We start from the raw sequence: 22,534 nt of genomic DNA on the forward strand, positions 1-22,534 counted from the left end.
ACACGTCCTGCAAAATCGTCCGGCGCTGAAGCCGCAGCCAAAGGAGTTCCAAATGCCCACCGCAACCGCAGCCAGCAAGACCGCCGCGCCGAAGCCGGTGCCCGTCCCGAATGGCGACTTCTATCAGTTGGTGGACCTGCTCACCCCTGAGGAGAGAGCGCTCGTCAAGAAGGTGCGGACTTATATGGAGACCAAGGTCCAGCCGGTCATCAACAAGTATTGGTCCGATGACGCGTTTCCGTTCGAGCTGCTGCCGTCGTTCAAGGAGCTCGGCATCGGCGGGCTCGGCTTTGAGGGCTATGGCTGCGCCGGCGGTAGCCAGAAGCTGTTCGGTTTCGTCGCGATGGAGCTGGCGCGCACCGATGCGTCGTTCTGTACGTTTTTCGGCGTGCACAGCGGCCTCGCCATGGGATCGATCTATCTCGACGGGTCGGAGGAGCAGAAGCAGAAATGGCTGCCGCCGATGGCGCGTTGGGAAAAGATCGGCTGCTTCGGTCTGACCGAACCGCTGGTCGGTTCGGGAACCAGCGGCGGTCTGACCACGACGGCCAAGCGGGAAGGCGATACTTGGATTCTCAATGGCCAGAAGCGATGGATCGGTAATGCGCCATGGTGCGACATCTCCATCATCTGGGCGCGCGATCTCGCCGACAACCAGGTGAAGGGATTCATCGTCGAGAACAAGTCGACGCCCGGTTTCAGCGTCGAGAAGATCGAGCACAAGATTGCACTCAAGGTGGTCCAGAACGGCCAGATCACGCTGAAGGATGTACGGGTGCCCGAAGCCAATCGTCTGCAGGGCGGCAATTCGTTCCGCGATACCGCACGCGTGCTGCGGATGACGCGATACATGGTGGGATGGGCCTCGACCGGCATCCAGATGGGCGCGTTCGAAGCAACCGTCAAATACGCCCAGGAGCGGTTGCAATTCGGCAAGCCGATCGCTTCGTTCCAGCTGATCCAGGATCTGCTCGCCAAGATGCTGGCCAATCTGACCGCGTGCCAGTGCCTGATGCTCCGCCTGGCGACGCTCGACGACGAAGGCAAGCTCGGCGACCACCACGCGGCGCTGGCGAAGGCGTTCTGCACGGCGAAATCGCGCGAGACCGTCTCATGGGGACGCGAAGTCCTCGGCGGTAATGGCATCGTCGCCGACTACAACGTCGCGCGCTTCTTTGCCGACGCCGAGGCGCTGTACTCCTACGAAGGCACCTATCAGATGCAGAATCTGATCGTCGGCAAGGCCATCACCGGTCACGGCGCCTTCATCTGACATCCCGGCGGCGCCGGCGCTTCGGCGCCGGCTGCTCTCTCAATCCAGGAGATATGATTATGGCTTCGGGAACTGCACCGCTCACCCCTTCGCCTGCAACCGTGCCCGGCTCCTTTCCCGGGGCGGCATTGGCGCTCGCGAATGTCTTGTACGAGAAGAACGGTTCGATCGCCTATGTGACGATCAACCGGCCCAAGGTGCTCAACGCGCTCAATACTCCGACCTGGAGCGATTTGAAGGTCGCGTTCGAGGATGCCAAGGCCGACGCGTCGGTGCACGGCGTGATCCTTACCGGCGCGGGCGACAAGGCTTTCGTCGCCGGCGCAGATATCAGTGAACTCGCGCATGTCGATGCCTACGATGCGGAGGAGTCCAGCCGGTTCGGGCAGGGAGTACTGGACCTCATCGAAAATCTCGGCAAGCCGGTGATCGCGGCGATCAACGGCTTTGCGCTTGGCGGCGGTTGCGAGACGGCGATGGCCTGCACGATCAGAATCGCCGTCGAGCATGCCAAGTTCGGGCAACCCGAGGTAAAGCTCGGGTTGCTGCCAGGCGGTGGCGGTACGCAGCGGTTGCCGCGCCTGGTCGGCAAGGGCCGCGCTTTGCAGCTCATCCTCACCGGCGAAACGATCTCGGCCCAGGAAGCCTACCGCATCGGCCTCGTCAACGAAGTCGTCCCGGCGGCCAATCTGATAGATCGCGCCGAGACGATTCTGAAACAGATTATGGCCAATGCGCCGATCGCCGTAAAATTCTCGCTGGAGGCGGCCAACCGAGGAATGGACACCAGCCAGGCCGAGGGGTTCGCGCTCGAAGCGTCCTATTTCGGCATCTGCGCGGCGACGGAAGACAAGAAGGAAGGCACCGCTGCCTTCCTCGAGAAACGAGCACCGAAGTTCCGCGGTCGCTGAAACAGTCCGCACAGTTGGAAAGAGACAGCCATGGCTAGCGACAATATTTTCTCTGGATTGAAAGTGGTGGATCTGGCGAGCTTTATCGCAGGCCCGAGCGCCGCGGTGATCCTGTCGGACTTCGGCGCAGATGTCATCAAGGTCGAGCCGCCGAGCGGCGAGCTGTGGCGACACGCGCACAACATGCCGCCACAGCCGGTCGCCGAGGATCCCTATCCCTGGCACCTCGCCAACCGCAACAAGCGGGGCATCGCGCTCGATCTGAAATCGCCAAGCGCCCATGCGGTTCTCGAAAAGCTGGTCAAATGGGCCGACGTGCTCATCGTCAATACGCCGCATCCGGCGCGCGCGCGGCTAAAGCTCAATTACGAGGACGTGCTGCCGTGGAACAAGCGGCTGATCTATGCCGACATCACCGGCTTCGGCGACAAGGGACCCGATGCCGATCTGCCGGGTTTCGATATCACGTCCTACTGGGCACGCAGCGGCCTGCTGTCGATGACGCGCGATGCCGGCGCACCGCCGACCTGGCCGGTGGCCGGCAGCGGCGACAATGCCACGGCGGTCGGCCTTTATTCGGCGATCGTCACCGCGCTCTATCGGCGCGAGCGCACCGGGGAGGGAGCGCATGTTACGACCTCGCTGCTTGCCGAAGGCGTATGGTCCGCCAGCGTCTCGATCCAGGCGGCGCTGTGTGAGGCCAAATTCTTCGGGTTGCACGACCGCGTGCATCCCGCCAACGCGGCCATGAACGTCTATCGCGCCAAGGATGACACCTGGTTCGTCCTCATCATAACGCCAGACAAGGTTGCAGCCGTTGCAAAAGCCATCGGCCGGCCCGATCTTCTGACCGATCCGCGCTTTTCCGATCAGGCGAAGCTGATGGCGAATATGCCGGCGCTCACGGCGATTCTCGACGAGATATTCTGTGGCAAGCCGATGGCACATTGGTACGAGGTCTTCAACGGCGTCCACGTGACGTTCGGAGCCGTGCGCGGGCCGCAGGAAGTAATCAAGGATCCTCAGCTCCAGGCCAACGACATCATTGTTCCGCTCAATGGTGCCGGCGGCAAGCTGACGTCCACCATTTCCAGCCCGCTTCAGGTGCATGGCGTCGCCAAGGTGCCGGCGAAACGCGCCCCGAAAATCGGCGAACACAACGACGAGGTGCTGCGGCAGCTCGGATTCAGTGCGACCGAAATCGACGGTTTGCGTGCGAACGGTGCGATTCCGAAACCAAAGGAACATGCGGCCTGACGCATGATCCGGAAAAATGTGTAGCGGCAAACGGGAAGTGACGGCACTTTCGGGGCGTCGTGAGCCGCCCCGAACCACGACCTGCCGCGCAATTCACCAAACGGACCGGGAGTTCGACCATGGATGATATCGTTACCGAACAGGCGGGAAACATTCTGCGCGTCCAGTTCAACCGCCCGACCAAGCGGAATGCGATGACGTCGGCCATGTACGTGGCTCTCACCGGCATTTTCAACAAGGCGGCCAATGACGAGAACACGCGGGTCGTGCTGTGGCACAGCGCGGGAGATTCGTTCTGCGCGGGCAACGATATCGAGGACTTTCTGAAGAACCCTCCGGGGGCGGGCGAATCGCCACAGGCCGGGCTCATGCACGCCTTCGTCAATTTCGACAAACCGATCGTCGTGGCGGTCCAGGGCGCGGCGATCGGCGGCGGCACCACCATGCTGACGCACTGCGACTTCATCTACGCCGGCGAGGGCGCAAAATTCCAGATGCCCTTCATCAATCTCGGTCTCGTGCCGGAATTCGGATCGAGCTGCTCCGTGCCGGCGCGGATCGGTCACCTCCGCGCCGCGGAGCTGATTTTGTTGGGAGCGCCCTTCGATGCCAGGCGGGCCGCGGAGTTGGGTCTGGTTACCGAAGTCGTATCCGACAAGGACGTCCTGGTGTTGGCGACCGAAACGGCCAAGAAATTGGCAGCGAAGCCGGCTGCCGCGCTGCAGGCCAGCAAGAGGCTCATGAAGCGGCCATTTCGTGAGCAGATCAAGGCGGCGATGAAGGCCGAGAACGAAGAGTTCAGCGTGCAGGTCCGCTCCGAAGACGCAAAAGAGGCGTTCTCAGCGTTCCTGGAAAAGCGCAAGCCTGACTTCACGAGGACCGTCAAATCGAGGGCGACAGCATGACCATGGAAAAGCCGATGAATGTGTGCGTGCTGGTTGGAAGCCTGCGAAAGGCGTCGCTCAACGGGATGCTGGCGAATGCGCTGATCTCGCTCGCGCCGTCCTCGATGAAGCTCGAAAAGGTCGAGATTGGGCAATTGCCGTTGTTCAATCAGGATCTGGAGGCCGGTGCGTCGCCGGCGTCATGGACCGCGTTCCGCCAACGTATCAAGGCTGCCGACGCGGTGCTGTTCGTCACGCCCGAATATAACCGCTCGGTGCCGGCCGCTCTCAAGAATGCGCTGGATGTCGGCTCCAGGCCGTATGGCAGCAGTGTCTGGGACCGCAAGCCTGGTGCGATTGTCAGTGCGTCGCCGAGCGCGATCGGGGCCTTCGGTGCCAATCATCATCTGAGGCAGTCGCTGGTGTTTCTGAACGTGCCGACCATGCAGCAGCCCGAAGCCTATATCGGACATGCCGACAAGCTGTTCGACGAACAAGGCACGCTCGTCAACGATGGTACCCGCAAATTCCTGCAGGAGTTCATGCAGGCGTTCGCGAATTGGGTCGAGACAACCAGACCCCAGGACAGCGTACCTGACGACCTTCGGCAGGCGCGAGCGAGCGCGGCGTCCAGGTAAAGCTGCGATTGCTGATGCACAAGCGGCGAGGAGCTGACGCTCAAAATTGTATGGGTCGCATATCCTCGAATTCGTCATGGCAGGCGTCGCTGAATCCCCGCAATAGATCGATCGTGCCGTCGATGGCCATTTCGCGCAGTTCGACGAAGCTCTTGTCCGGTTCCAGATAGGCATCCAGAATTTTTCGGACAACGTCGTCGGCGTACTGGACCACCCTCTTCGAAGACACCGCCCGCATCGCGCTCAGCTTCGCATACAGGCTGACCAGGCCGGGAATGTCGGCTTTATCGTGCTGTAGCGCATCAATGTAGCATTTGGCGGCGTCCTCAATGAAATCCCTGTAAAGGGTCTGCCGGCGGCTCTTCTCGTGCAGAGCCCACTCGACGCGGACCTGGCTTCGGTGGTTCAGCCAGGCTGCCATTCCGCTAGTCAAGCCGCCGACGGCCGCACCGGTGAGGGCGGCGAGGGCGGAGATGATGGAGACGTCCACGGGTACGGTCCGCAATCTGCTGCTGGGAGTGACAATTACCGAGGCTAACTATTGCGCTATGACGCGGACGAGTGCGGCCCTTCGGAAATCAGCCGTGAGCTCCGTTGTCCGGACAGATAGGACCAGAACCATTGCGTTTGAACGCGGAACCGGTTCTGAAGCTGCGGCAGCGCGAGCACATGCAGTGCGGCCCATATCAACCACGTCATAAAGCCGCTGGTTCGCGCATGACCGGCCTCGAGGATGGCAAAATTCTTGCCGACCACCGCCATATTGCCCTTGTTGCGGTATCGAAACGGCCGACCGTCCTTGCGTCCCCTGACACGGTTGGCGATCACGCGTCCGACGAAGCGTCCCTGTTGAATGGCGGCCTGCGCCACGCCGGGGACGGGGTGACCATCCTGCGTGATCGTGGCTGCATCGCCGGCCACGAACACGTTGGGTGCGTCGGGAATGTCCATGAAGGCACCAACGAAAGCGCGCCCGGCGCGGTCTGTCTGCGTGCCCAGCATTTTCACTACCGGCGAGGCGCTGACACCTGCCGTCCATAGCACGGTGGCGCTGGGAATCCGGGCGCCGGCCGCGATCACGCCCTGGTCGTCGACTTTCTCGACCTTTACGCCCGCCGAAACCTCTACGCCGAGCTTCGTCAGCCGTTTTGCGGCCTTTTTCGACAGCGACTCCGCAAAGGTCGGAAGAATGCGAGCACCGCCGTCGAGCAGCAGAATTCGGCTCTTGGCAGCGTCGATCCTGCGAAAGTTGTTGCGCAGGGTCACGGAGACCAACTGAGCGATCGAGGCGGCGAGCTCGACGCCGGTCGGGCCACCGCCCACCAACACAAAGGTCATTTGGCGAGCGCGTTCTTTCGGGTCATCGGTCGATTCAGCCAGTTCGAACGCACTCAGGATTTTGGTTCGGATCGTTTCAGCGTCGTTGAGGCTCTTGAGGCCTGGCGCAAAGCGCGCGAACTCGTCATGACCGAAATAGCTCGGCCGCATTCCGGTCGCGATCACTAGGAAGTCGTAGTCAAGTTTTCGGTTGCCGACGCCTGGGCAAATGGTCTCGACGGTACGAGCACCGAGATCGACGCCCTTCACCTCGGCCAGCAACACGCTGAGGTTCTTCTGCTTCGCCTCGAGCTGACGGATCGGCGCCGCGATCTCGGCGGGTGACAAGACAGCCGTGGCGACCTGGTACAACAGAGGCTGAAAGATATGGTGATTGCGCCGGTCGATCAGCGTGATCTCGACGTCGGCGCGTTTTAGTGCGCGCGCCGCGGCGATGCCGGCGAAACCGCCGCCGATGATCAAGACGCGTTTTTTGCCCGGAACCGGCTTTGATGCCGGGGGCGCTTCTGACGGGAACGATTTGGTCAGAACTGTAGTCATGGATGCACCGACGCTCTCTGGGGCAAGCCGCCCGATCAACATTGGTACAGCGGGGCTTCAAGCTATTCTTGGACCGCGCTGCGGTGCGTTGAACGATCGTGCCTCATCATGCGGGGGGCATTGCGCGCTCGAACAGCATGCGCGGCAGGATCAACCCGAAGGTCATGGCCATGATGATCAGAAATGCGGTGGCGCCGCTCGTGACAATGCCTGTCAGGAGAGCCGGCGGCGCACTCGGACCGATCGAGACCAATTCGACGAGGCCGGTCGCGGCGTTGAACAGGAAAAAGCCCGGCATCAAGGAGACAACGGCGGAGAAGGCGACGGCGGCGAACGGCAGATGCAGGCGATCGACGACCGGCGTCGCAATAACGCTGACAAGCATGCAGGCGACGAGCGCTCCGGTTGGCGCACTTCCTTCGGCGAGGGAAATCAGCGCCCAGCGCGCGGCATGCGCGACCATGCCGATGGCGATCGGGAACGCCAGCAGGCGCCACGGCATCGAGAAGAAGGTGCCGAAGGCGGCGACGGCGCATCCTGCCGCAACCACGTCGACGAGCAGCGGCACGGGCGGAGAGGATTGGGCGATCGCGAGGTGCCTGCCGACCACCGTAAACCCGAACAGGCCGCCGGCGCAGATCAGTAGCACGATGACGCCGGCATAGGCCAGACGCGCAATTCCCAGCGCGATCCGCGTGCGAGCGAGGTCAATGGCGCCATTGAGGATATGCGGACCGGGGACCAGCACCATGCAGGGGCAGAACGCTACCAACGCAGTTGCTACCGATAGCTGGAATCGGCTCGCGGCAGCGGCCACAATACCCGCGATCAACGCAGCGCAAAGCGGCTGGATCAGCGGGTTGTTGCTGAGACCGGACAGCCAGCGGCGGACGAGTGCGCCGATGGCGGCGCTGGCGGCGATCAGCACCAGGCTCGCTGCATCGAGCGTACCGAAAATGACGCCAAGCGAAGCCGCGCCAATGGCGGCGAACAGGGCGAAGCGTGGCGTGGAAGCAGGCGGGTGCCGCCCGGCCTGTTCAAGTGCGGATTGCGCCGCCTCGACCGGCAATTTTCGGTCGCATATCCGATCGATCGCCGTCGTGACGGCCAGCACCCGGCCCATGTCGACGCCGAGCGGCTTGGCGGGAACAATTTGCGAGATCGGCGCGCCGTCGAGCTGGACGATGATTTCACCCCAGTAAGGTAGCACCTTGACCTTCACACCGAGCGCGCGCCCAAGCCGCTCGGCAGCGGTAACCGTCCGCTCTGTGGTCTGCCCATGAGCAAACAGGAGTGTGGCTGCCAGCGCGGTGATCTCTAATGCCGCCTCGCACGTCGGCGGCTCGGGACACGGTGCTTCCGTTTCCACACTTGTCAATTGCGTTGCGCGGTCCAGTAGCCAGAGCATCGCGTGCCTGCCGCGCTGCCGCTCCATCTTCCGCGACCCGAGGCTCCGGAAAGCCGGCCCGTGCCGGACGCAAATTTGTCATGAACCGTCACGGACGCACGGACGGAACCGGATCTGGCGACATATCCCCTGAATTTTACGAGATTGGGATGGGTCACAACGCCGTCGGAAATATTGACGGTGAAGTTATAGGCGGGATCGCAGGTGCCCATTTGCGTCACGAAGACGAGGTCCCAGGAGCCATCATAGGCGGAGCGCGCGTGCGCCACAGATGCCGGGGTGACGAAGCAGACGGCTGCAATCATCCAGAACGAAAATGTCTTCATTGATAGTTCTCCGTTGGGCAAGGCGGCCGCTTCCAAGGCCAACGCAACAGACGTCGTTGATCAGCGTTGGGAAGCGGCGCGTCGCGGATATCCAAAACAAGGATCTCCTTTAAAAAGAGCTTGCGCAGCGCGCTTGTTGAAACGTGCTCGAACGATCCCAAATCGTGCGATTGCGACGCTGTCGTTGGACCTGAACTCGTCAGCCGACGGTTTTGAGCATGATTGGCCCCAAACGAGCAGCCGCGTTCAATCGCGAGCGAGGGTGGGGATGCATATTCCGTATCCACACTGCGGCTGTTCGAATGGAACACGACGCTTTCATTTTAAAAGAACCCGGAGCGACGAGATGAACGTCAAATCCATTGCGGGCCAGCTTGGGGAAAGACGATCTCGCCTTGCGCTGTCGTCTGATTCCGTTCCTGCGCTGGCTCACCATTGGCGTGTGTCCGACTTCATCGCCCTCACAAAGCCGCGTGTGATGATGCTTGCCGTCTTCACTGCGCTTGTGGGATTGAGCAGCGCTCCGGTTCGGCTGGCTCCGCTGTCCACCTTTGTCGCGGTTCTTGCCATCGCGGCCGGGGCTGCGGCCGCCGGCGTGCTCAACATGTGGTACGACGCCGATATCGATGCGGTCATGACCCGCACTGCGATGCGACCAATTCCCCGCGGCAAAATCTCCCGGTTCGAGGCGCTGATCCTTGGCCTCTCGCTTGGCGGTTTAGCGGTGGTGGCTCTGGCCTTGGCGACGAATCTCACCGCGGCCGCACTGTTGGCCGGCACCATCCTGTTTTATGTTGTCGTGTACACGGCGTGGCTGAAGCGGTCGACGCCACAGAATATCGTCATCGGCGGCGCTGCAGGAGCGCTGCCGCCCGTGATCGGGTGGGCCGCGGCAACCGGAGGTGTCGGGCTCGAGCCGCTGGCGCTGTTTCTCATTATCTTCCTTTGGACGCCGCCGCATTTCTGGGCGCTCGCGCTCAATCGCACCGATGACTATGCGCGTGCGGGCGTGCCGATGTTGCCGGTTATCGCGGGACGCGCCGCAACGACGCGCCAGATCCTGATCTATAGCGGCCTGCTGGTTCTGGTCTCGGAGCTGCCTTGGGTACTGGGGTTCGCAGGCGCGATCTACGGTGTGATAGCCGCGATCTGCGGTGCGCTGTTCCTTCTACTTGCACGCCAGCTGAACGGTAGCATCGAGGCCGATCGCCGCGCGGCTCACAGGCTGTTCGTGTTCTCGATCGTCTATTTGTTCGCGCTGTTTGCCGGCCTCCTGATCGACCACGGAAATGGCTCGTTCTCGCCCATGCGATCATCGGATGGTGGCTGCGGCGTCCCGGTGCATGCCGTACGGCTTTCAGGCGCCGACCGCAGCGTGTGCCGCATCGTCAACTTCAGTGAGGTCTAACATGCGATACGGTTTGGTTGCCGCCGTCCTGATCGGAGTCGCGACACTCGGTGGCTGTACGGACGGCGTGCTCGACCCGAAAGGCCCGATTGCCTTCGCTGAGCGGCAAATTCTGCTCAACGCGCTTGGCATCATGCTGGCCATCGTGATCCCGGTGATCCTTGCCACGCTCGGCGTTGCCTTCTGGTTTCGTGCATCGAACGAGCGTGCGCGCTATCGGCCAAATTTCACATACTCCGGACGTCTTGAATTGCTGGTCTGGTCCGTCCCCGCGATGACGGTGCTCCTGGTCGGCGGCGTCGCCTGGGTCGGCTCACACGACCTCGATCCGGGCAAGCCGATTAGCTCAACGGTCAAGCCTGTCAATGTTCAGGTCGTCTCACTCGACTGGAAATGGCTGTTCATCTATCCCGAGCAGGGGATCGCGAGCGTCAACAAGCTGGTCGTGCCGGTTGGCACGCCGATCAGCTTCGAACTGACCTCATCGAGCGTCATGAACAGCTTCTTCGTGCCTCAGCTCGGCAGCCAGATCTACACCATGTCCGGAATGGCGACGCGCCTCCACCTGCAGGCGGACCATCTCGGAACCTATGCAGGGGTATCCGCCATGTTCAGCGGTGAAGGCTTTCCCGACATGCGCTTTACGGTCGATGCAGTAACGGACGACGGATTTGCGCAATGGGTTCGCCAGGCCCGCGAAACTGGTTCGGCACTCGATAAGCAGGCTTATGCCGACCTGGTCAAGCCGAGCAAGGCGGTCGTGCCGTTCACGTATCGCGTCGTCGCCCCCGATCTGTTCAGCAGCATCGTAAACGCCGGCTTGTGCACGCAAGACTCCTCTCTATCAACTTGTTCAACGTCGCAGAGGGCAGAGCGATGAATCTCCTTGGTAAGCTTGATTGGAACGCGATCCCCCTCCATGAGCCCATCATCATGGGCGCCACCGGCTTCATGGTGTTGGTCATTCTGGCTGTTCTCGGATTCGTCACGGCGAAGGGAGCCTGGCTCTATCTGTGGCGCGAATGGCTCACCTCGGTCGACCACAAGCGGATAGGCGCCATGTATTGCATACTGGCGCTCGTCATGATGCTGCGCGGCTTCAGTGACGCGATCATGATCCGCGCGCAGCAGGCGCTCGCAGCCGGCGGTGCGCAAGGATATCTGCCGCCCGAGCATTTCAATCAGATTTTCTCGGCGCACGGCACGATCATGATTTTGTTCATGGCGATGCCGTTCGTGGTAGGGCTCATGAACTTCGCAGTACCGTTGCAACTCGGTGTTCGCGATGTCGCATTCCCTACGCTCAACTCCGTCAGCTTCTGGCTCACTGCCTCGGGTGCGTTGCTGGTCAACATTTCGTTGGCCGTCGGCGAGTTCTCAAAAGCCACCTGGTGGGGTTATCCCCCACTGAGCGAAATGCAATACTCGCCCGGCGTCGGCGTCGACTACTATCTTTGGTCGCTGCAAATCTCCGGTATCGGCACCTTGCTGGCGGGCATCAACTTCGTCACAACAATCCTCAAAATGCGGGCACCAGGGATGAGCTATATGCGCATGCCGGTCTTCTGCTGGACCGCGCTTGCCGCCAACCTGCTCATTATCGCGGCGTTTCCGGTCCTGACCGCGACGCTCGCGATGCTGGCGCTCGATCGCTATCTCGGCTTTCACTTCTTCACGCTCGAAGGCCAGGGCAATCAGATGCTGTACTCCAACCTGTTCTGGGTATGGGGGCACCCTGAAGTCTACATCCTGATCCTGCCGGCGTTTGGCGTATTCTCGGAAGTGATGGCGACCTTCTCCGGCAAGCCGTTGTTCGGCTATCGCTCTATGGTAGCCGCGACGATGGCCATCTGTATCCTCTCCTTCCTGGTCTGGCTGCACCACTTTTTCACAATGGGTGCCAGCGCGAACGTCAACGGCTTCTTCGGTGTCATGAGCATGATCATCGCTTTGCCGACGGGCGCGAAAGTCTTCAACTGGCTGTTCACGATGTACGGCGGCCGGGTTCGGTTCTCGGTGCCGGTGCTGTGGTCGATTGGCTTCATGGTGACTTTCGTCATCGGCGGCATGACCGGCGTGCTCATGGCGGTGCCCCCGGCCGACTTCCAGCTGCACAACAGCGTGTTCCTGGTCGCCCACTTCCACAACGTCGCCATCGGCGGCGTCGTGTTCGGCGTGATGGCGGGGTACAATTATTGGTTCCCCAAGGTATTCGGGTTCAAGCTCGACGAACGCTGGGGCAAAGCCTCGTTCTGGTGCTGGTTCGTCGGCTTCTATGTCGCCTTCATGCCGCTCTACGTGCTGGGCCTGATGGGCATGACCCGGCGCATGCAACATTACGACAATTTGTCCTGGCAGCCGTGGTTGATAGCGGCGGCATTCGGCACCGCTATCATCCTTGTCGGCGTCGTTTGCCAGGTCGTGCAACTCGTTGTGTCGATCCGTAATCGCGAGGAGCTGCGCGACGTGACCGGTGATCCGTGGAACGGCCGCACGCTCGAATGGGCGACGGCCTCGCCGCCGCCGGCATGGAACTTTGCATTCCAGCCAAGGGTCGCCGGACTGGACGCGTTCTGGAGCAGCAAAAGCCGTGCGCAAGCGACAAAGGACGAGCCGACGCCGGCGCGCAAGTACGAGCCCGTCGAAATGCCGAGTAACAGCGCCGCCGGCTTCGTTACTGCTTTCTTCGCAGTCGTCATCGGCTTTGCACTGATCTGGCACATTTGGTGGCTGGCCGGCGTCGGAGTGTTCGGCGCATTCATGACGTTGCTTGCCTTCTCATTCCGCCGTCAGAGCGAATTCGAGGTGACAGCCGAGCAGATCGCCGGGTTCGAACGGGCTCACCAGGCAGGAGTTGCAGCATGAATGTAGCCGTCGCAATCGATCAGATCCCGCAAGACGCATTGCCAAGTGCGAGTGAAGCAGGACCTGCTCCAAAGAGGATCGTGGTCGCCTATGGCTTCTGGATCTTCCTGCTGAGTGACATCGTCATGTTTGCCGCGCTGTTCGCGAGCTACGCGGTCCTCGTGCGCTCCACGGCCGGCGGTCCAACCGGCGCCCAGCTGTTCAATCAGGCTGCGGTCGCGATCGAAACTGCCTGCCTTCTCGTTTCGAGCTACACCTGCGGATTGATGTCACTGGCCGTCAACTCGCGACGCCGTCTCGGGACTTATCTGGGGGCCCTGATCACATTCGCACTCGGAGCCACGTTTCTTAGTCTCGAGATCCGCGAATTCTCGAACATGATCGCCATCGGCGCGACGCCGCAGCGGAGCGCCTTTCTGTCCGCATTCTTCACGCTTGTCGGATGCCACGGGCTGCACGTCACGCTCGGCCTGATCTGGCTGATCGTGATGATGGTGCAGGTGGCGGTATTCGGATTCGCCGCGAGGGTGCAGCGCCGCCTGCTGTGCTTCTCTTTGTTCTGGCACGCGCTCGACATCGTTTGGGTCGGGGTATTCACGGTGGTTTATCTGATGGGAGTGAGCCCATGACCGACACTCAATACGAACGCGCACCCGGAGACAGGCCGAGCCGCGAGATGGAAGCGTCGGCTCCATCCGAGTTTCTTATCTACACGATTGGCCTATTTGTGGCGGTTGTTCTCACGGCCACGTCGTTCTGGGTTGCAAACACGACACTGATCTGGCCAGGGGGCGTATTTCTCGGGCTCGCTGTCCTCGCCATTGCCCAGATGGGCATTCACCTCGTGTTTTTCCTGCACATCTCCAGCGGGCCGGAAAGCACCAACAACGTGCTCGCGCTCGCCTTTGGCGTTCTCATCGTATTCGTCGTGGTCGCCGGCACCATGTGGATCGTGGCAGATATGAACGCGAACATGATGATGCCGTCGGGCGCGCCGATGAGCATGAGGATGCAACATTGAAGGGTAGCCGATTTCGCATCAACGACGGCTGCGCACGAACCACCAAACCGTCACACGTTCGTCCAAGCGTTGGCAACAACACCAACGATAGCATTTCATGTTGAGGTAATGCGCGGCGGATACGCCACTGGCGGTGGGGACGAAAAATGCTGAAGGGATTCACGGCGCCTCGATCTCCTTTGAGCGCGGCCGCCTTGGTCCCGTCGCCGCCCTGGCATTTCGCAGGTGATGTCCTGGCGGTGGAATTCTGGAACGATCCTGATGTATCGCTCCATATTCTTCCAGCCGGTGTCGAGCTTGACAGGGAACGTCCAGGTCACTCCGTCGCGCTGTTCACGGACTACCAGTTCACGGCGCAGAACGACGAGCACCTGGATCCTGCCAGGTACCAGTGTCGCGGCTTCAGTGTCCTGCTCGACGCGATATGGAAAGGGACACCAATAGCGTGGTGTCCCTATTGCTACGTCGACAACGATGCTGCGTTGATGAGGGGCTGGATTCAGGGCTATCCGAGAAAGCTCGGGACGATACACCAGACTCGTACGTTCGCCACCATGAGCGCTGCTTCGGCGCCACTCGTGCATGATGGCAGGTTCTCGGCCTGTATGTCGGCTCACGGCCGCTTGCTGGTGCAAGCCCGCGTTACCCTGCACGGAAAGGCCGATCGGCTGGTTGGCCTGCTCGATCGCCGGATTGTCGGACGGCGATATTTTCCGCGGCTCTCTGCCGGCATGCACGACAAGCCGGCCGTCGATGAACTCGTTCGATGTGTCTCGAACCATCTCCGGATTGCGAACATCTGGAGCGGCGCGGGCGAGCTCAATTTTCCGGAGGCCTATGGCGAAGAGCTGGAAATGCTGGGGCCGCTGAAGGTGGGGCGCGGATATCGCTTCTCGTTTTCCTATTCCGTCACCGATATCGAGATTCTGGCCGACCTTACCGCCTAGCCGTCGCGGCGGCTCCCAACGTTTTGGTTTCGCGGCAGGAATAAACAAGTCGACGCACTTCAAGCAAATCAATTGCGGCTGGTTTCGGTAGCATCTTCACCGATAGTGATGCATCGGAAAACGGGAATGCTCAGGGGTTTTACAGTTCCGAAATCGCCGTTCGGCCAGGCCGCTCTAACTCCACCGCCACCCTGGCACTATGCTGGCGACGTCGTCGGGATAGAGTTCTGGACCGACCCCGGCGCGACGGCGGCGACATTACCGAATGGTCTTTCTCCGGATTCGACCTCAAACGGTCATGCCGTCATGATGTTCCTGGATTGGCAATTCACGGCACAGGACGACGAATATCTCGAGCCGGCGCGTTATCAATATCGCGAGGCGTTTATTCTGGTCGATGCCATGTATCGCGACGAGCCGGTCATGTGGTGCCCCTACATTTACGTCGACAACGACGCTGCGCTGGCGCGCGGCTGGACGCAGGGGTTTCCCAAGAAAATGGGGAGCATTTTTCAGACCCGCTCCTTTGCGGCTTCAGGTCCTGCCGCGGCGCCGGTGGCGTCCGGCAGCCGGTTTGGCGCCAGTCTTTCGGCGCATGGCCAACGTCTTGCGGAAGCCTGCGTCACCTTGCACAGACCGGTCGAGAACGGACTGTCCCTCCTCAGCCGACCCACGGTTCTGTTGCGATACTTTCCGAGACTGGCGGCCGGATACCAGGACAAGCCAGCGGTCAACGAACTGGCGATGTCGATCACCGACAATCTCACGGTTACCGGCGCATGGATCGGGAAGGGCGAACTTAACTTTCCGGAAGCGAATGGCGAAGAACTCAACGCGCTCGCGCCGAAAAGGATCGAGTCCGGGTTTCGTTACTCACTTTCTTACTCAGTTAGCGATCTGAAGATCCTCGAGGACCAGGGCTCGTAGGTAACGGCGAAGCGTACAGTCCCTCGCTTCGCCGGGAGGGTCTTCGCGGCACTCCCCCCGTCCCGCGGAGACCCTCGGCCGGGGGCGTTCTTGCGACCTCGCGTCTCTCATCGCATTTTCGATGTGAGTGATTGCCAGGGTGTTCTGAATTGTTACATAGCCGCGTTATAAAACGCGCAACATATTGATATGTAATGTTAAAATCGTTCAGCGCGGTGCGGCAACATTAACCTTCCATAACGCTGATTAACGAGCCAAAGGGTCCGCCTTGCTGCACCCTCACTCCGATCCGAAGCCTCGGATAGTTCGTCGGAGGAGTGATCATGGAAGGACTTCAAACCATCGCACCCGAGTCTTCCCTTGCAGACGATCAACAGTTCCACCTGGTTGCGAACAGCGTGGCCCAGCTACTTGAAACGGCAAGGCGGGAGCTGGGGCATGATCAGGAAGCGGCCAAGGCGTCGCTGGCCACAGCATCGCACATTCTGCAAGCGGAGATCGAACGCTGTTCGGGCGCTAACGGTGCCACAAGGGGCGGTCTGGCAGCCTGGCAAATCCTTCGGGTGCGCGCTTACATTGACGGCAACCTGCACCGCACCATCCACATCCGGGATCTCAGTGCGGTCGCACGTCGAAGCCCGGCGCACTTCTCCCGGAAATTCAAGCTGGCTGTTGGCGAATCGCCACATGCCTATGTGGTGAGAAGGCGTCTGGAGAAAGCCTGCCACCTGATGATAACAGGTGCGGCATCACTGAGTGAAATCGCCTTGAGCGTAGGCTTTTCGGATCAGGCACATCTATGTAGGTTGTTCAGGCAGGCCTTTGGCCAAAGCCCGGCCAACTGGCGACGCGAGCGCGGAACGCCCGGCGAGGTCAGCTCAAGAACCGGCATGGACGAGAACATCCCATGAGCGATCAGCGCGGCAAAGTGCTGAGCTTCGGCCCTTTCGAACTGTCGATCGGAAACAGGCTTCTGACAAATGGCGCCAAGGTCGTGCCGCTCGGCGCGCGGGCCATGGATCTCCTCATCGCTCTGGTGGAGCAGGCAAACAAGGTCGTCGGCAGGAGAACCCTGATAGAGCGCGTTTGGCCAATGAGAGGAGCCGAACAAGTCAGCTTGCGCGTCCACATCTCGGCGCTACGGAAGGCCCTCGATCAAAGTGACCCTGGCAGGCGATACATCGCGAACGTGCCCGGACGGGGGTACAGCTTTGTCGTACCCGTAACGTCACTTTCCTCACCAACGTCGGGGGATCCCGCGAGGTCCCGACTGCCTGCGCGCTTGATGCGGATGCTCGGACGAAGGGACGCCTTGACCGCGATCCAGATGAAGCTGACCGAGCAGAGGTTTGTGACGATCGTCGGGCCCGGCGGCATCGGCAAGACCACCCTGGCGGTCGCTGCCGCCCACGAGATGAGCGCCGCTTTCAACGGCCATATTCATTTCGTCGACTTGGGTGCTCTCGGCACCGCTGCGCTGGTCGCCCCCGCCGTGGCCACCGCACTCGGCGTATCGGTACAAACCAGCAATGTCGTACCAGCCCTGATCGATCGCTTGGGGGAAAGGCCAGCGCTCATCGTGCTCGACTGTTGCGAGCACCTTGTTGATGGCGCGTCGGCTGTCGCGGAGGAACTGTTTCGGCATGTTCCGACACTGCATTTGCTCGCGACCAGCCGGGAGGCGATGCGGGTTGAAGGTGAACATGTCCATGAACTCTGCGCGCTTGCATGTCCCCCGGAAGATGGCAACCTGTCGGCGCAGGATGTCCTGCAATATCCCGCGGTTCAATTGCTCGTCGACCGCGTGCGGGCCGTGCGAAGTCATTTTGAGCTGGTCGATGCGGATGCGTCGATTGCCGCGGGAATCTGCCGGCGGCTGGATGGAATTCCGTTGGCAATCGAACTCGCCGCCGGCCGGGTTGACATATTTGGCCTCAGCAAGACGGCAACCTTGCTCGAGGAGCGGCTGAACCTGTCGTGGGTGGGGCGTAGAACGGCCCTGCCGAGACATCAGACCTTGAACGCGGCACTTGAGTGGAGCTATGACCTGCTAGGTAAGGCAGAGAAGCGTGTATTGAGCCGCCTCAGCGTTTTTGCCGGTGGGTTCACGTTCGAAGCGGCTGTCGCGGTTGCCGCCGACGACACGATAGATGAAGCGAATGTCTCCGATTGCCTTTGGGAGCTTCGTTCGAAATCGATGATTGCCGTTCGGGGGCAGGAGGGGCGGCTGCGTTTGCTCGACACCACTCTTGCCTTTGCTTCACAACGACTTGCCGAGAGCGATGAGGAGAACCGCTGTCGCCGGCGTCACGCGCTCTACTACTGCGACTTGTTCAAGCAAGGCGCTTCAACGGATGTGCATGAAAGGCTCAAGGAGCTTGAAGATGAGGTCGACAATCTCAGAGCTGCCCTGAATTGGAGTTTCTCAGTCGAAGGCGAGGCGAAAATTAGCGTTGAACTTGCGGCCGCCTCGGCAAGCATCTGGATGGCAATGGCTCTCCTTGCCGAATGCCGCGAGTGGATGACGAAAGCTGTCGGTCGTCTCAAAGGCGTGAATTCAGGCACGAGACAGGAAATGGTCATTCAATCGGCCCTTGCGAGTTCCATGATGTTCACAGGCGGGATGACCGAAGAGTCATACGCGACCTGGGCCAAGACGCGTCTTCTCGCCGAGGGACTTCGCGATATCGAATATCAGCTGGCTTCCCTGCTTGTTCTCTGGGCTCACAGGATTCGGCTTCCACGATACGCTGAAGCAATCGAACTGGCGGAACGTTGCGGTGAAGTCGCGCAAAAGATCGGCGATCGCGGGGCGATCGCAACGGCCAACTACATGCGTGGTATCAGCTACCACCACACCGGTCGACTATTGGAGGCCGAAAACTGCCTTGAGATGTCGCTCCATCGTGATGATGAGGCTTCGCGACAGGCGCTGATCAAGCGCTTCGGCTACGACCGCAAGGTGGATGCGCTGATGATCCTGTCAAGTGTGGCGTGGCTGCGCGGCTCTCCCGATCATGCGCGGCGACTTAATCAGATGTCTCTGGCCGAGGCGCGCCAACTCGATCACGCCGTCCCCCTGTGCGTGGCGCTCGCCGGGACAAGCTTCAATGCATATCTGGCAGATACGGATGACCGGACCGAAGCGCTTGCCAACGAACTCGTCGACCATGCCGGCAAGTACGGTGTGGAGAGTTATCACGGCTTCGGCCTTGCCATGCAGGCGCTCGGCAGGGTCAGGCAAGGAGATACCGAGGCGGCCACCGAGTTGCTTTATTCGGGACTGGAGAAGCTGTCAGCGGCGCGCTACGGTGTTTTCCATCCGATCCTGCAGGCGGAGTTTGCACGATGTGTAGCCGTTGCTGGTCACGCCCGGCAGGCCATGGCCGTTTTCGAACGGGCGAAAATCAACCTCGATGACGAAAATCAACTTCATGCCCCCGAATTGCTCCGCATCAGGGGCGAATTGGCCTTGAGCGGCAACGAAGGGCTGGCTGTTTGCAGAGCGTATTTTCTTCGTGCAATCGAGATGTCGGACAGGCAAGGAAGCTTGTCGTGGAGGTTGAGAGCCGCGACCAGCCTTGCCATTGCTGAGAAGTCGCTCGGGCGAAAGGAGGCCGCGTGGCGGACCCTTCAGGCCACCTACATGAAATTTCGAGAAGGCTTTGAGACCTCCGATCTTCGGTTGGCCAAGCAGGTGTTGAACGGCTCATACCGGCCCGACAGCGCCGTCAACTCGTACCACTGACCGCTTGTTGCTGCAGGTGGTTTCGGCTAACACTTGATCGGCTGGGAGTGTATTTCCACAGGTCCGACGACGAACGGCGCAACGACCGAATCGTCGGGGATCTTGGCGGACTAACTCATGTCGATTCAACAAATTAGCTTGCCGCAAATTGGCTCACCCGGTGCAATCCGGCTTCGGTTTGGCCCATTCGAGCTCAATGTCGCCGAGCGCTCCTTGAAGAAGGCGAACCAGGCCCTTCCACTTGGTGGCAGGGCTTACGACATTTTGATCGCGCTTCTCGAAAACGCCGGTGAGGTTGTCGGGAAAGCCGAGCTGATCGCGCGGGCATGGCCCGACGTAACGGTTGAAGAGGGCAGTCTTCGCGTCCACCTGTCGGCGCTGCGCAAGGCACTGGGCGACGGGCAGTTCGGTAACAAGTACATCGCGAACGTACAGGGCCAGGGCTACAGCTTCATCGCGCCGGTCGCTCGCCTTCCCGCGGACCACGACAGCGGTAGTGCATCCGCGGGAATGCCCAACCTGCCGCCCGCGCTGGGCCGCATGCTCGGTCGCAACAATGTTGTCCTTGAAATTCAAGGTTTGCTCCAGACCGGACAGCGCCTGATTACAATTCTGGGGGCTGGCGGTATCGGCAAGACAACGGTTGCCCTGTCGGTCGGACACCGGGCGCTGGCCGACTTCTCCGGCGCGGCATTCTTTGTCGATCTTTCAACCGTAAACGACCAGGTACATCTAATCGGCGCGATCGCTTCCGCGGTCGGGCTCGGCCCGCAGTTGGTAGATCCAAAGGCGGCGCTGCTTAATTTTCTGCGCCCTCGCAAGGCACTTATCATTCTCGATAGTTGCGAGCATCTCATCGAGAAAGCTGCCGACATCGCCGGCCATATTTTTCGAAATGCCCCCGACATCTACCTGCTTGCGACCAGCAGGGAGGCATTTCACGTCGCTGGTGAACGCGTGGTTGGTCTTTGTCCACTGGATTGCCCGCCGGAGCAGCCGGGGCTGACAGCGTCGGAGGCGATTGCCTATCCGGCGGTACGGTTGTTTGCCGAGCGCGTCAGTGCTCGCCGCGGCGAGTTTTCGCTTCGTGACGACGAAGCCCCCATGGTTGCCGAGATCTGCCGCAAGCTTGACGGCATTCCCCTCGCCATCGAACTCGCCGCCGGAAGGGCCGCTGTTCTTGGCGTTGGGAATACGGTGGCAAGACTGGGTTCTCGCCTCGATCTCCTGAAATTCGGCCGACGGACCGCAAATCCACGGCATCAAACGCTGATCGCAACGCTGGACTGGAGCCACGACCATCTTTCGGAGATCGAACGGGTCGTCTTGCGACGTGTCGCTATTTTTGTGGGGCGCTTCACGCTGGAGGCCGTGCTCGCAGTCGCGGAGGAAGTGGGGATAGACGAGTCCGAGATATCGGGTGCGTTGGGAAATCTCGTCAATAAATCCCTGATCGGGGTTTGGACCGAATCGCGGGGACGGTTCTACCGCTTGCTCGATACGACGCGTGCCTACGCTTTGGAGAAGTTGGCCACGAGCGGCGAGCGAGACTCTATTGCCGGGCGGCACGCGAGCTTCTCGATTCAAATGCTGGAAAGCAACCCGGTCAATCTCTTCGACTTGGAGTTCACGGAAGCTGCAGTCGACGCCGTTCGAGACTATCTTGGAAATGTCCGTGCCGCGCTTGAATGGAGCTTTGGTCCCAATGGAAACGACGCCGCAGCCATAAGATTGGCGGCCACAGCTTCGCAGCCGCTTCTAGCCATGTCGCTCCTTTTGGAATGCCGAACATGGATGGAGAAGGCGATCGATCGGATGCAGTCGGACTGCGATCCTCGGCATCAGATGAAGATTCACGCTGCGCTTGCTTTGTCGCTCATGTACACCGAAGGCAATAGTGACAGGGTTCGCGAGGCTTTCCACACAGCGCTGAACTTTGCGCAGCAGCACGAAGATACCCACCTGCACCTGTCTCTACTTAGCGGATTGTCGATGTATCTTCACGGGCTTGTCGACGCGGCAGGAACGTATGAACTCGCGCTTCGTAGCGTGGCCGCCGCAAGAAAAACCGGAAATCCAGACGATGCGGCCATCGCTGATGCCATGCTAGGGGCAGCATATTGTCTTCGTTCCGATCAACGGCGGGCGCAACAACATCTGAAACGCTCATTGCATGGCTCGCTTCGACGGTTCAATGCAAGCCAATACCTGTTCGATCTGCGGAGCTCTTCGCTTAGTGTTCTTACCCATTCATTTTTCTTCTCTGGTAATCTCGACCAAGCCGCCGACTGCACCAAAATGAACATTGAGGAGGCCGCAAGGTCAGGGCATCCAGTCGGACTGTGTCGCGCGCTCACCAACTCGATGCGGCTCTATTTTTGGATCGACGATTTGGAGCAGATCGAGCGTAGTCTTGCAGAACTCGAGCAGACCGCCGAGAGGCATTCGTTGGCACCAGCTCGTGCAGTCGCTTTAGGGTTTAGGGGGCGGTACTTGGTCCGCATCGGGCGAATGGCGGATGGCATACAATATCTGCAAGAGAGTTTGGAGAAACTGGCCATTCACCGGTACGACGTAGTGACGAGCGATCTTGTCTCTGAATTAACTGTTAGCTTGGCGAAGCAAAACGCGCGCTCGGAAGCGTTGGCGCTCATCGATCGATCGATTTCCGCCGTTATCGAGGCCAATAGGCTTCTTCGTCTGCCCGCATTTTTCCTGGCGAAAGGCTCGGCGTTCGCGTCCGGGGATGTGCCCGAGGGGCTCTTGGCAGAGGAGTTTTTCGCGAAGGCGATGAAGCAGGCCCGCCAAGAATCAGCGCTTCCGTTCGAACTGCGTGCTGGATTGGAGCTCGCGCGGATCTGGATCGGGCGCGGCGAGGTGCAGAGAGCCCGTGATCTGATCAGTCCGGTCTACAGTCGGTTCTCCGAAGGTCTCACGACACCCGATCTCATTTTGGCCAGGCGAATCCTCGAACAGGCAAGCGTTAGGGCCCTGCAAACCGGGCTAGGGATGGCGAAATCATCGGGCAGAGCGAAAGCTTGAA

The 22,534-nt window shown here is 60.5% G+C and carries 20 protein-coding genes; 15 read left to right on the forward strand and 5 right to left on the reverse strand.

The features are described from left to right. Positions 1–52: 52 nt before the first annotated feature. The 5 genes from FFI89_RS12170 to FFI89_RS12190 all read left to right on the forward strand — a co-directional run bounded on the left by FFI89_RS12170 (position 53) and on the right by FFI89_RS12190 (position 4,963). A complete protein-coding gene (locus FFI89_RS12170) occupies positions 53–1,273 on the forward strand; it encodes an acyl-CoA dehydrogenase family protein (protein ID WP_138836807.1) in 1,221 nt (406 codons plus the stop codon). A gap of 59 nt (positions 1,274–1,332) precedes the next feature. Next, a complete protein-coding gene (locus FFI89_RS12175) occupies positions 1,333–2,184 on the forward strand; it encodes an enoyl-CoA hydratase-related protein (RefSeq protein WP_138836809.1) in 852 nt (283 codons plus the stop codon). A 30-nt stretch (positions 2,185–2,214) separates the two neighbouring features. Further along, positions 2,215–3,441, forward strand: a complete 1,227-nt coding sequence (locus FFI89_RS12180) for a CaiB/BaiF CoA-transferase family protein (RefSeq protein ID WP_138836811.1) — start codon at positions 2,215–2,217, stop codon at positions 3,439–3,441. A 119-nt stretch (positions 3,442–3,560) separates the two neighbouring features. Further along, a complete protein-coding gene (locus FFI89_RS12185; RefSeq protein ID WP_138836813.1) occupies positions 3,561–4,346 on the forward strand; it encodes an enoyl-CoA hydratase in 786 nt (261 codons plus the stop codon). Between the two features lie 2 nt (positions 4,347–4,348). Next, positions 4,349–4,963 carry an NADPH-dependent FMN reductase gene (locus tag FFI89_RS12190; protein ID WP_138839191.1) on the forward strand — a complete coding sequence of 205 codons (615 nt, stop codon included), beginning with the start codon at positions 4,349–4,351 and terminating at the stop codon, positions 4,961–4,963. Positions 4,964–5,003: 40 nt separating this feature from the next. Here the strand turns inward: FFI89_RS12190 and FFI89_RS12195 are convergent, their stop codons facing one another. The 5 genes from FFI89_RS12195 to FFI89_RS12215 form a co-directional block, all read right to left on the reverse strand. Then, the gene (locus tag FFI89_RS12195; RefSeq protein WP_138836815.1) at positions 5,004–5,453 is read right to left on the reverse strand and encodes a hypothetical protein; all 450 of its coding nucleotides are present in this window, start codon (positions 5,451–5,453) and stop codon (positions 5,004–5,006) included. Positions 5,454–5,509: 56 nt separating this feature from the next. Beyond that, entirely contained in the window at positions 5,510–6,841 is a 1,332-nt protein-coding gene (locus FFI89_RS12200) for an NAD(P)/FAD-dependent oxidoreductase (RefSeq protein WP_138836817.1), read from the reverse strand. Positions 6,842–6,947: 106 nt separating this feature from the next. Then, complete coding sequence (locus FFI89_RS12205) at positions 6,948–8,210, reverse strand: threonine/serine exporter ThrE family protein (RefSeq protein ID WP_246669429.1); 1,263 nt, start codon at positions 8,208–8,210, stop codon at positions 6,948–6,950. Between the two features lie 5 nt (positions 8,211–8,215). Further along, a complete protein-coding gene (locus FFI89_RS12210; protein WP_138836821.1) occupies positions 8,216–8,575 on the reverse strand; it encodes a hypothetical protein in 360 nt (119 codons plus the stop codon). Then, complete coding sequence (locus tag FFI89_RS12215; protein ID WP_138836822.1) at positions 8,572–8,886, reverse strand: hypothetical protein; 315 nt, start codon at positions 8,884–8,886, stop codon at positions 8,572–8,574. The genes FFI89_RS12210 and FFI89_RS12215 overlap by 4 nt, the downstream gene beginning before the upstream one ends. Positions 8,887–8,921: 35 nt before the next feature. On the opposite strand from FFI89_RS12215, the gene FFI89_RS12220 reads away from it, so the two are divergent. The 10 genes from FFI89_RS12220 (at position 8,922) to FFI89_RS12265 (ending at position 22,533) form a co-directional block, all read left to right on the forward strand. Further along, positions 8,922–9,983 carry a heme o synthase gene (locus tag FFI89_RS12220; RefSeq protein ID WP_138836824.1) on the forward strand — a complete coding sequence of 354 codons (1,062 nt, stop codon included), beginning with the start codon at positions 8,922–8,924 and terminating at the stop codon, positions 9,981–9,983. Between the two features lies 1 nt (position 9,984). Continuing rightward, entirely contained in the window at positions 9,985–10,863 is an 879-nt protein-coding gene (gene cyoA / locus FFI89_RS12225) for a ubiquinol oxidase subunit II (RefSeq protein ID WP_138836826.1), read from the forward strand. Then, complete coding sequence (gene cyoB / locus FFI89_RS12230; RefSeq protein ID WP_138836828.1) at positions 10,860–12,848, forward strand: cytochrome o ubiquinol oxidase subunit I; 1,989 nt, start codon at positions 10,860–10,862, stop codon at positions 12,846–12,848. The genes cyoA and cyoB overlap by 4 nt, the downstream gene beginning before the upstream one ends. Further along, complete coding sequence (gene cyoC, locus FFI89_RS12235; protein WP_138836830.1) at positions 12,845–13,477, forward strand: cytochrome o ubiquinol oxidase subunit III; 633 nt, start codon at positions 12,845–12,847, stop codon at positions 13,475–13,477. Before cyoB ends, cyoC begins: the two co-directional genes overlap by 4 nt. After that, complete coding sequence (gene cyoD, locus FFI89_RS12240; RefSeq protein WP_138836832.1) at positions 13,474–13,869, forward strand: cytochrome o ubiquinol oxidase subunit IV; 396 nt, start codon at positions 13,474–13,476, stop codon at positions 13,867–13,869. Before cyoC ends, cyoD begins: the two co-directional genes overlap by 4 nt. Positions 13,870–14,048: 179 nt before the next feature. Further along, a complete protein-coding gene (locus FFI89_RS12245) occupies positions 14,049–14,816 on the forward strand; it encodes an acetoacetate decarboxylase family protein (RefSeq protein WP_210249107.1) in 768 nt (255 codons plus the stop codon). Between the two features lie 126 nt (positions 14,817–14,942). Continuing rightward, on the forward strand, positions 14,943–15,743 hold the full coding sequence (locus tag FFI89_RS12250; RefSeq protein ID WP_138836836.1) for an acetoacetate decarboxylase family protein: 801 nt from the start codon (positions 14,943–14,945) through the stop codon (positions 15,741–15,743). Between the two features lie 323 nt (positions 15,744–16,066). After that, positions 16,067–16,654: a helix-turn-helix domain-containing protein gene (locus FFI89_RS12255; RefSeq protein ID WP_138836838.1), complete on the forward strand. Its 588-nt coding sequence runs from the start codon at positions 16,067–16,069 to the stop codon at positions 16,652–16,654. Continuing rightward, on the forward strand, positions 16,651–19,491 hold the full coding sequence (locus FFI89_RS12260) for a winged helix-turn-helix domain-containing protein (protein ID WP_138836840.1): 2,841 nt from the start codon (positions 16,651–16,653) through the stop codon (positions 19,489–19,491). Before FFI89_RS12255 ends, FFI89_RS12260 begins: the two co-directional genes overlap by 4 nt. Before the next feature lie 117 nt (positions 19,492–19,608). Continuing rightward, positions 19,609–22,533, forward strand: a complete 2,925-nt coding sequence (locus FFI89_RS12265; protein ID WP_138836842.1) for a winged helix-turn-helix domain-containing protein — start codon at positions 19,609–19,611, stop codon at positions 22,531–22,533. Position 22,534 lies beyond the last annotated feature (1 nt).

It is taken from the genome of Bradyrhizobium sp. KBS0727 (genome assembly GCF_005937885.2).
In the GTDB taxonomy this organism is placed as follows: domain Bacteria; phylum Pseudomonadota; class Alphaproteobacteria; order Rhizobiales; family Xanthobacteraceae; genus Bradyrhizobium.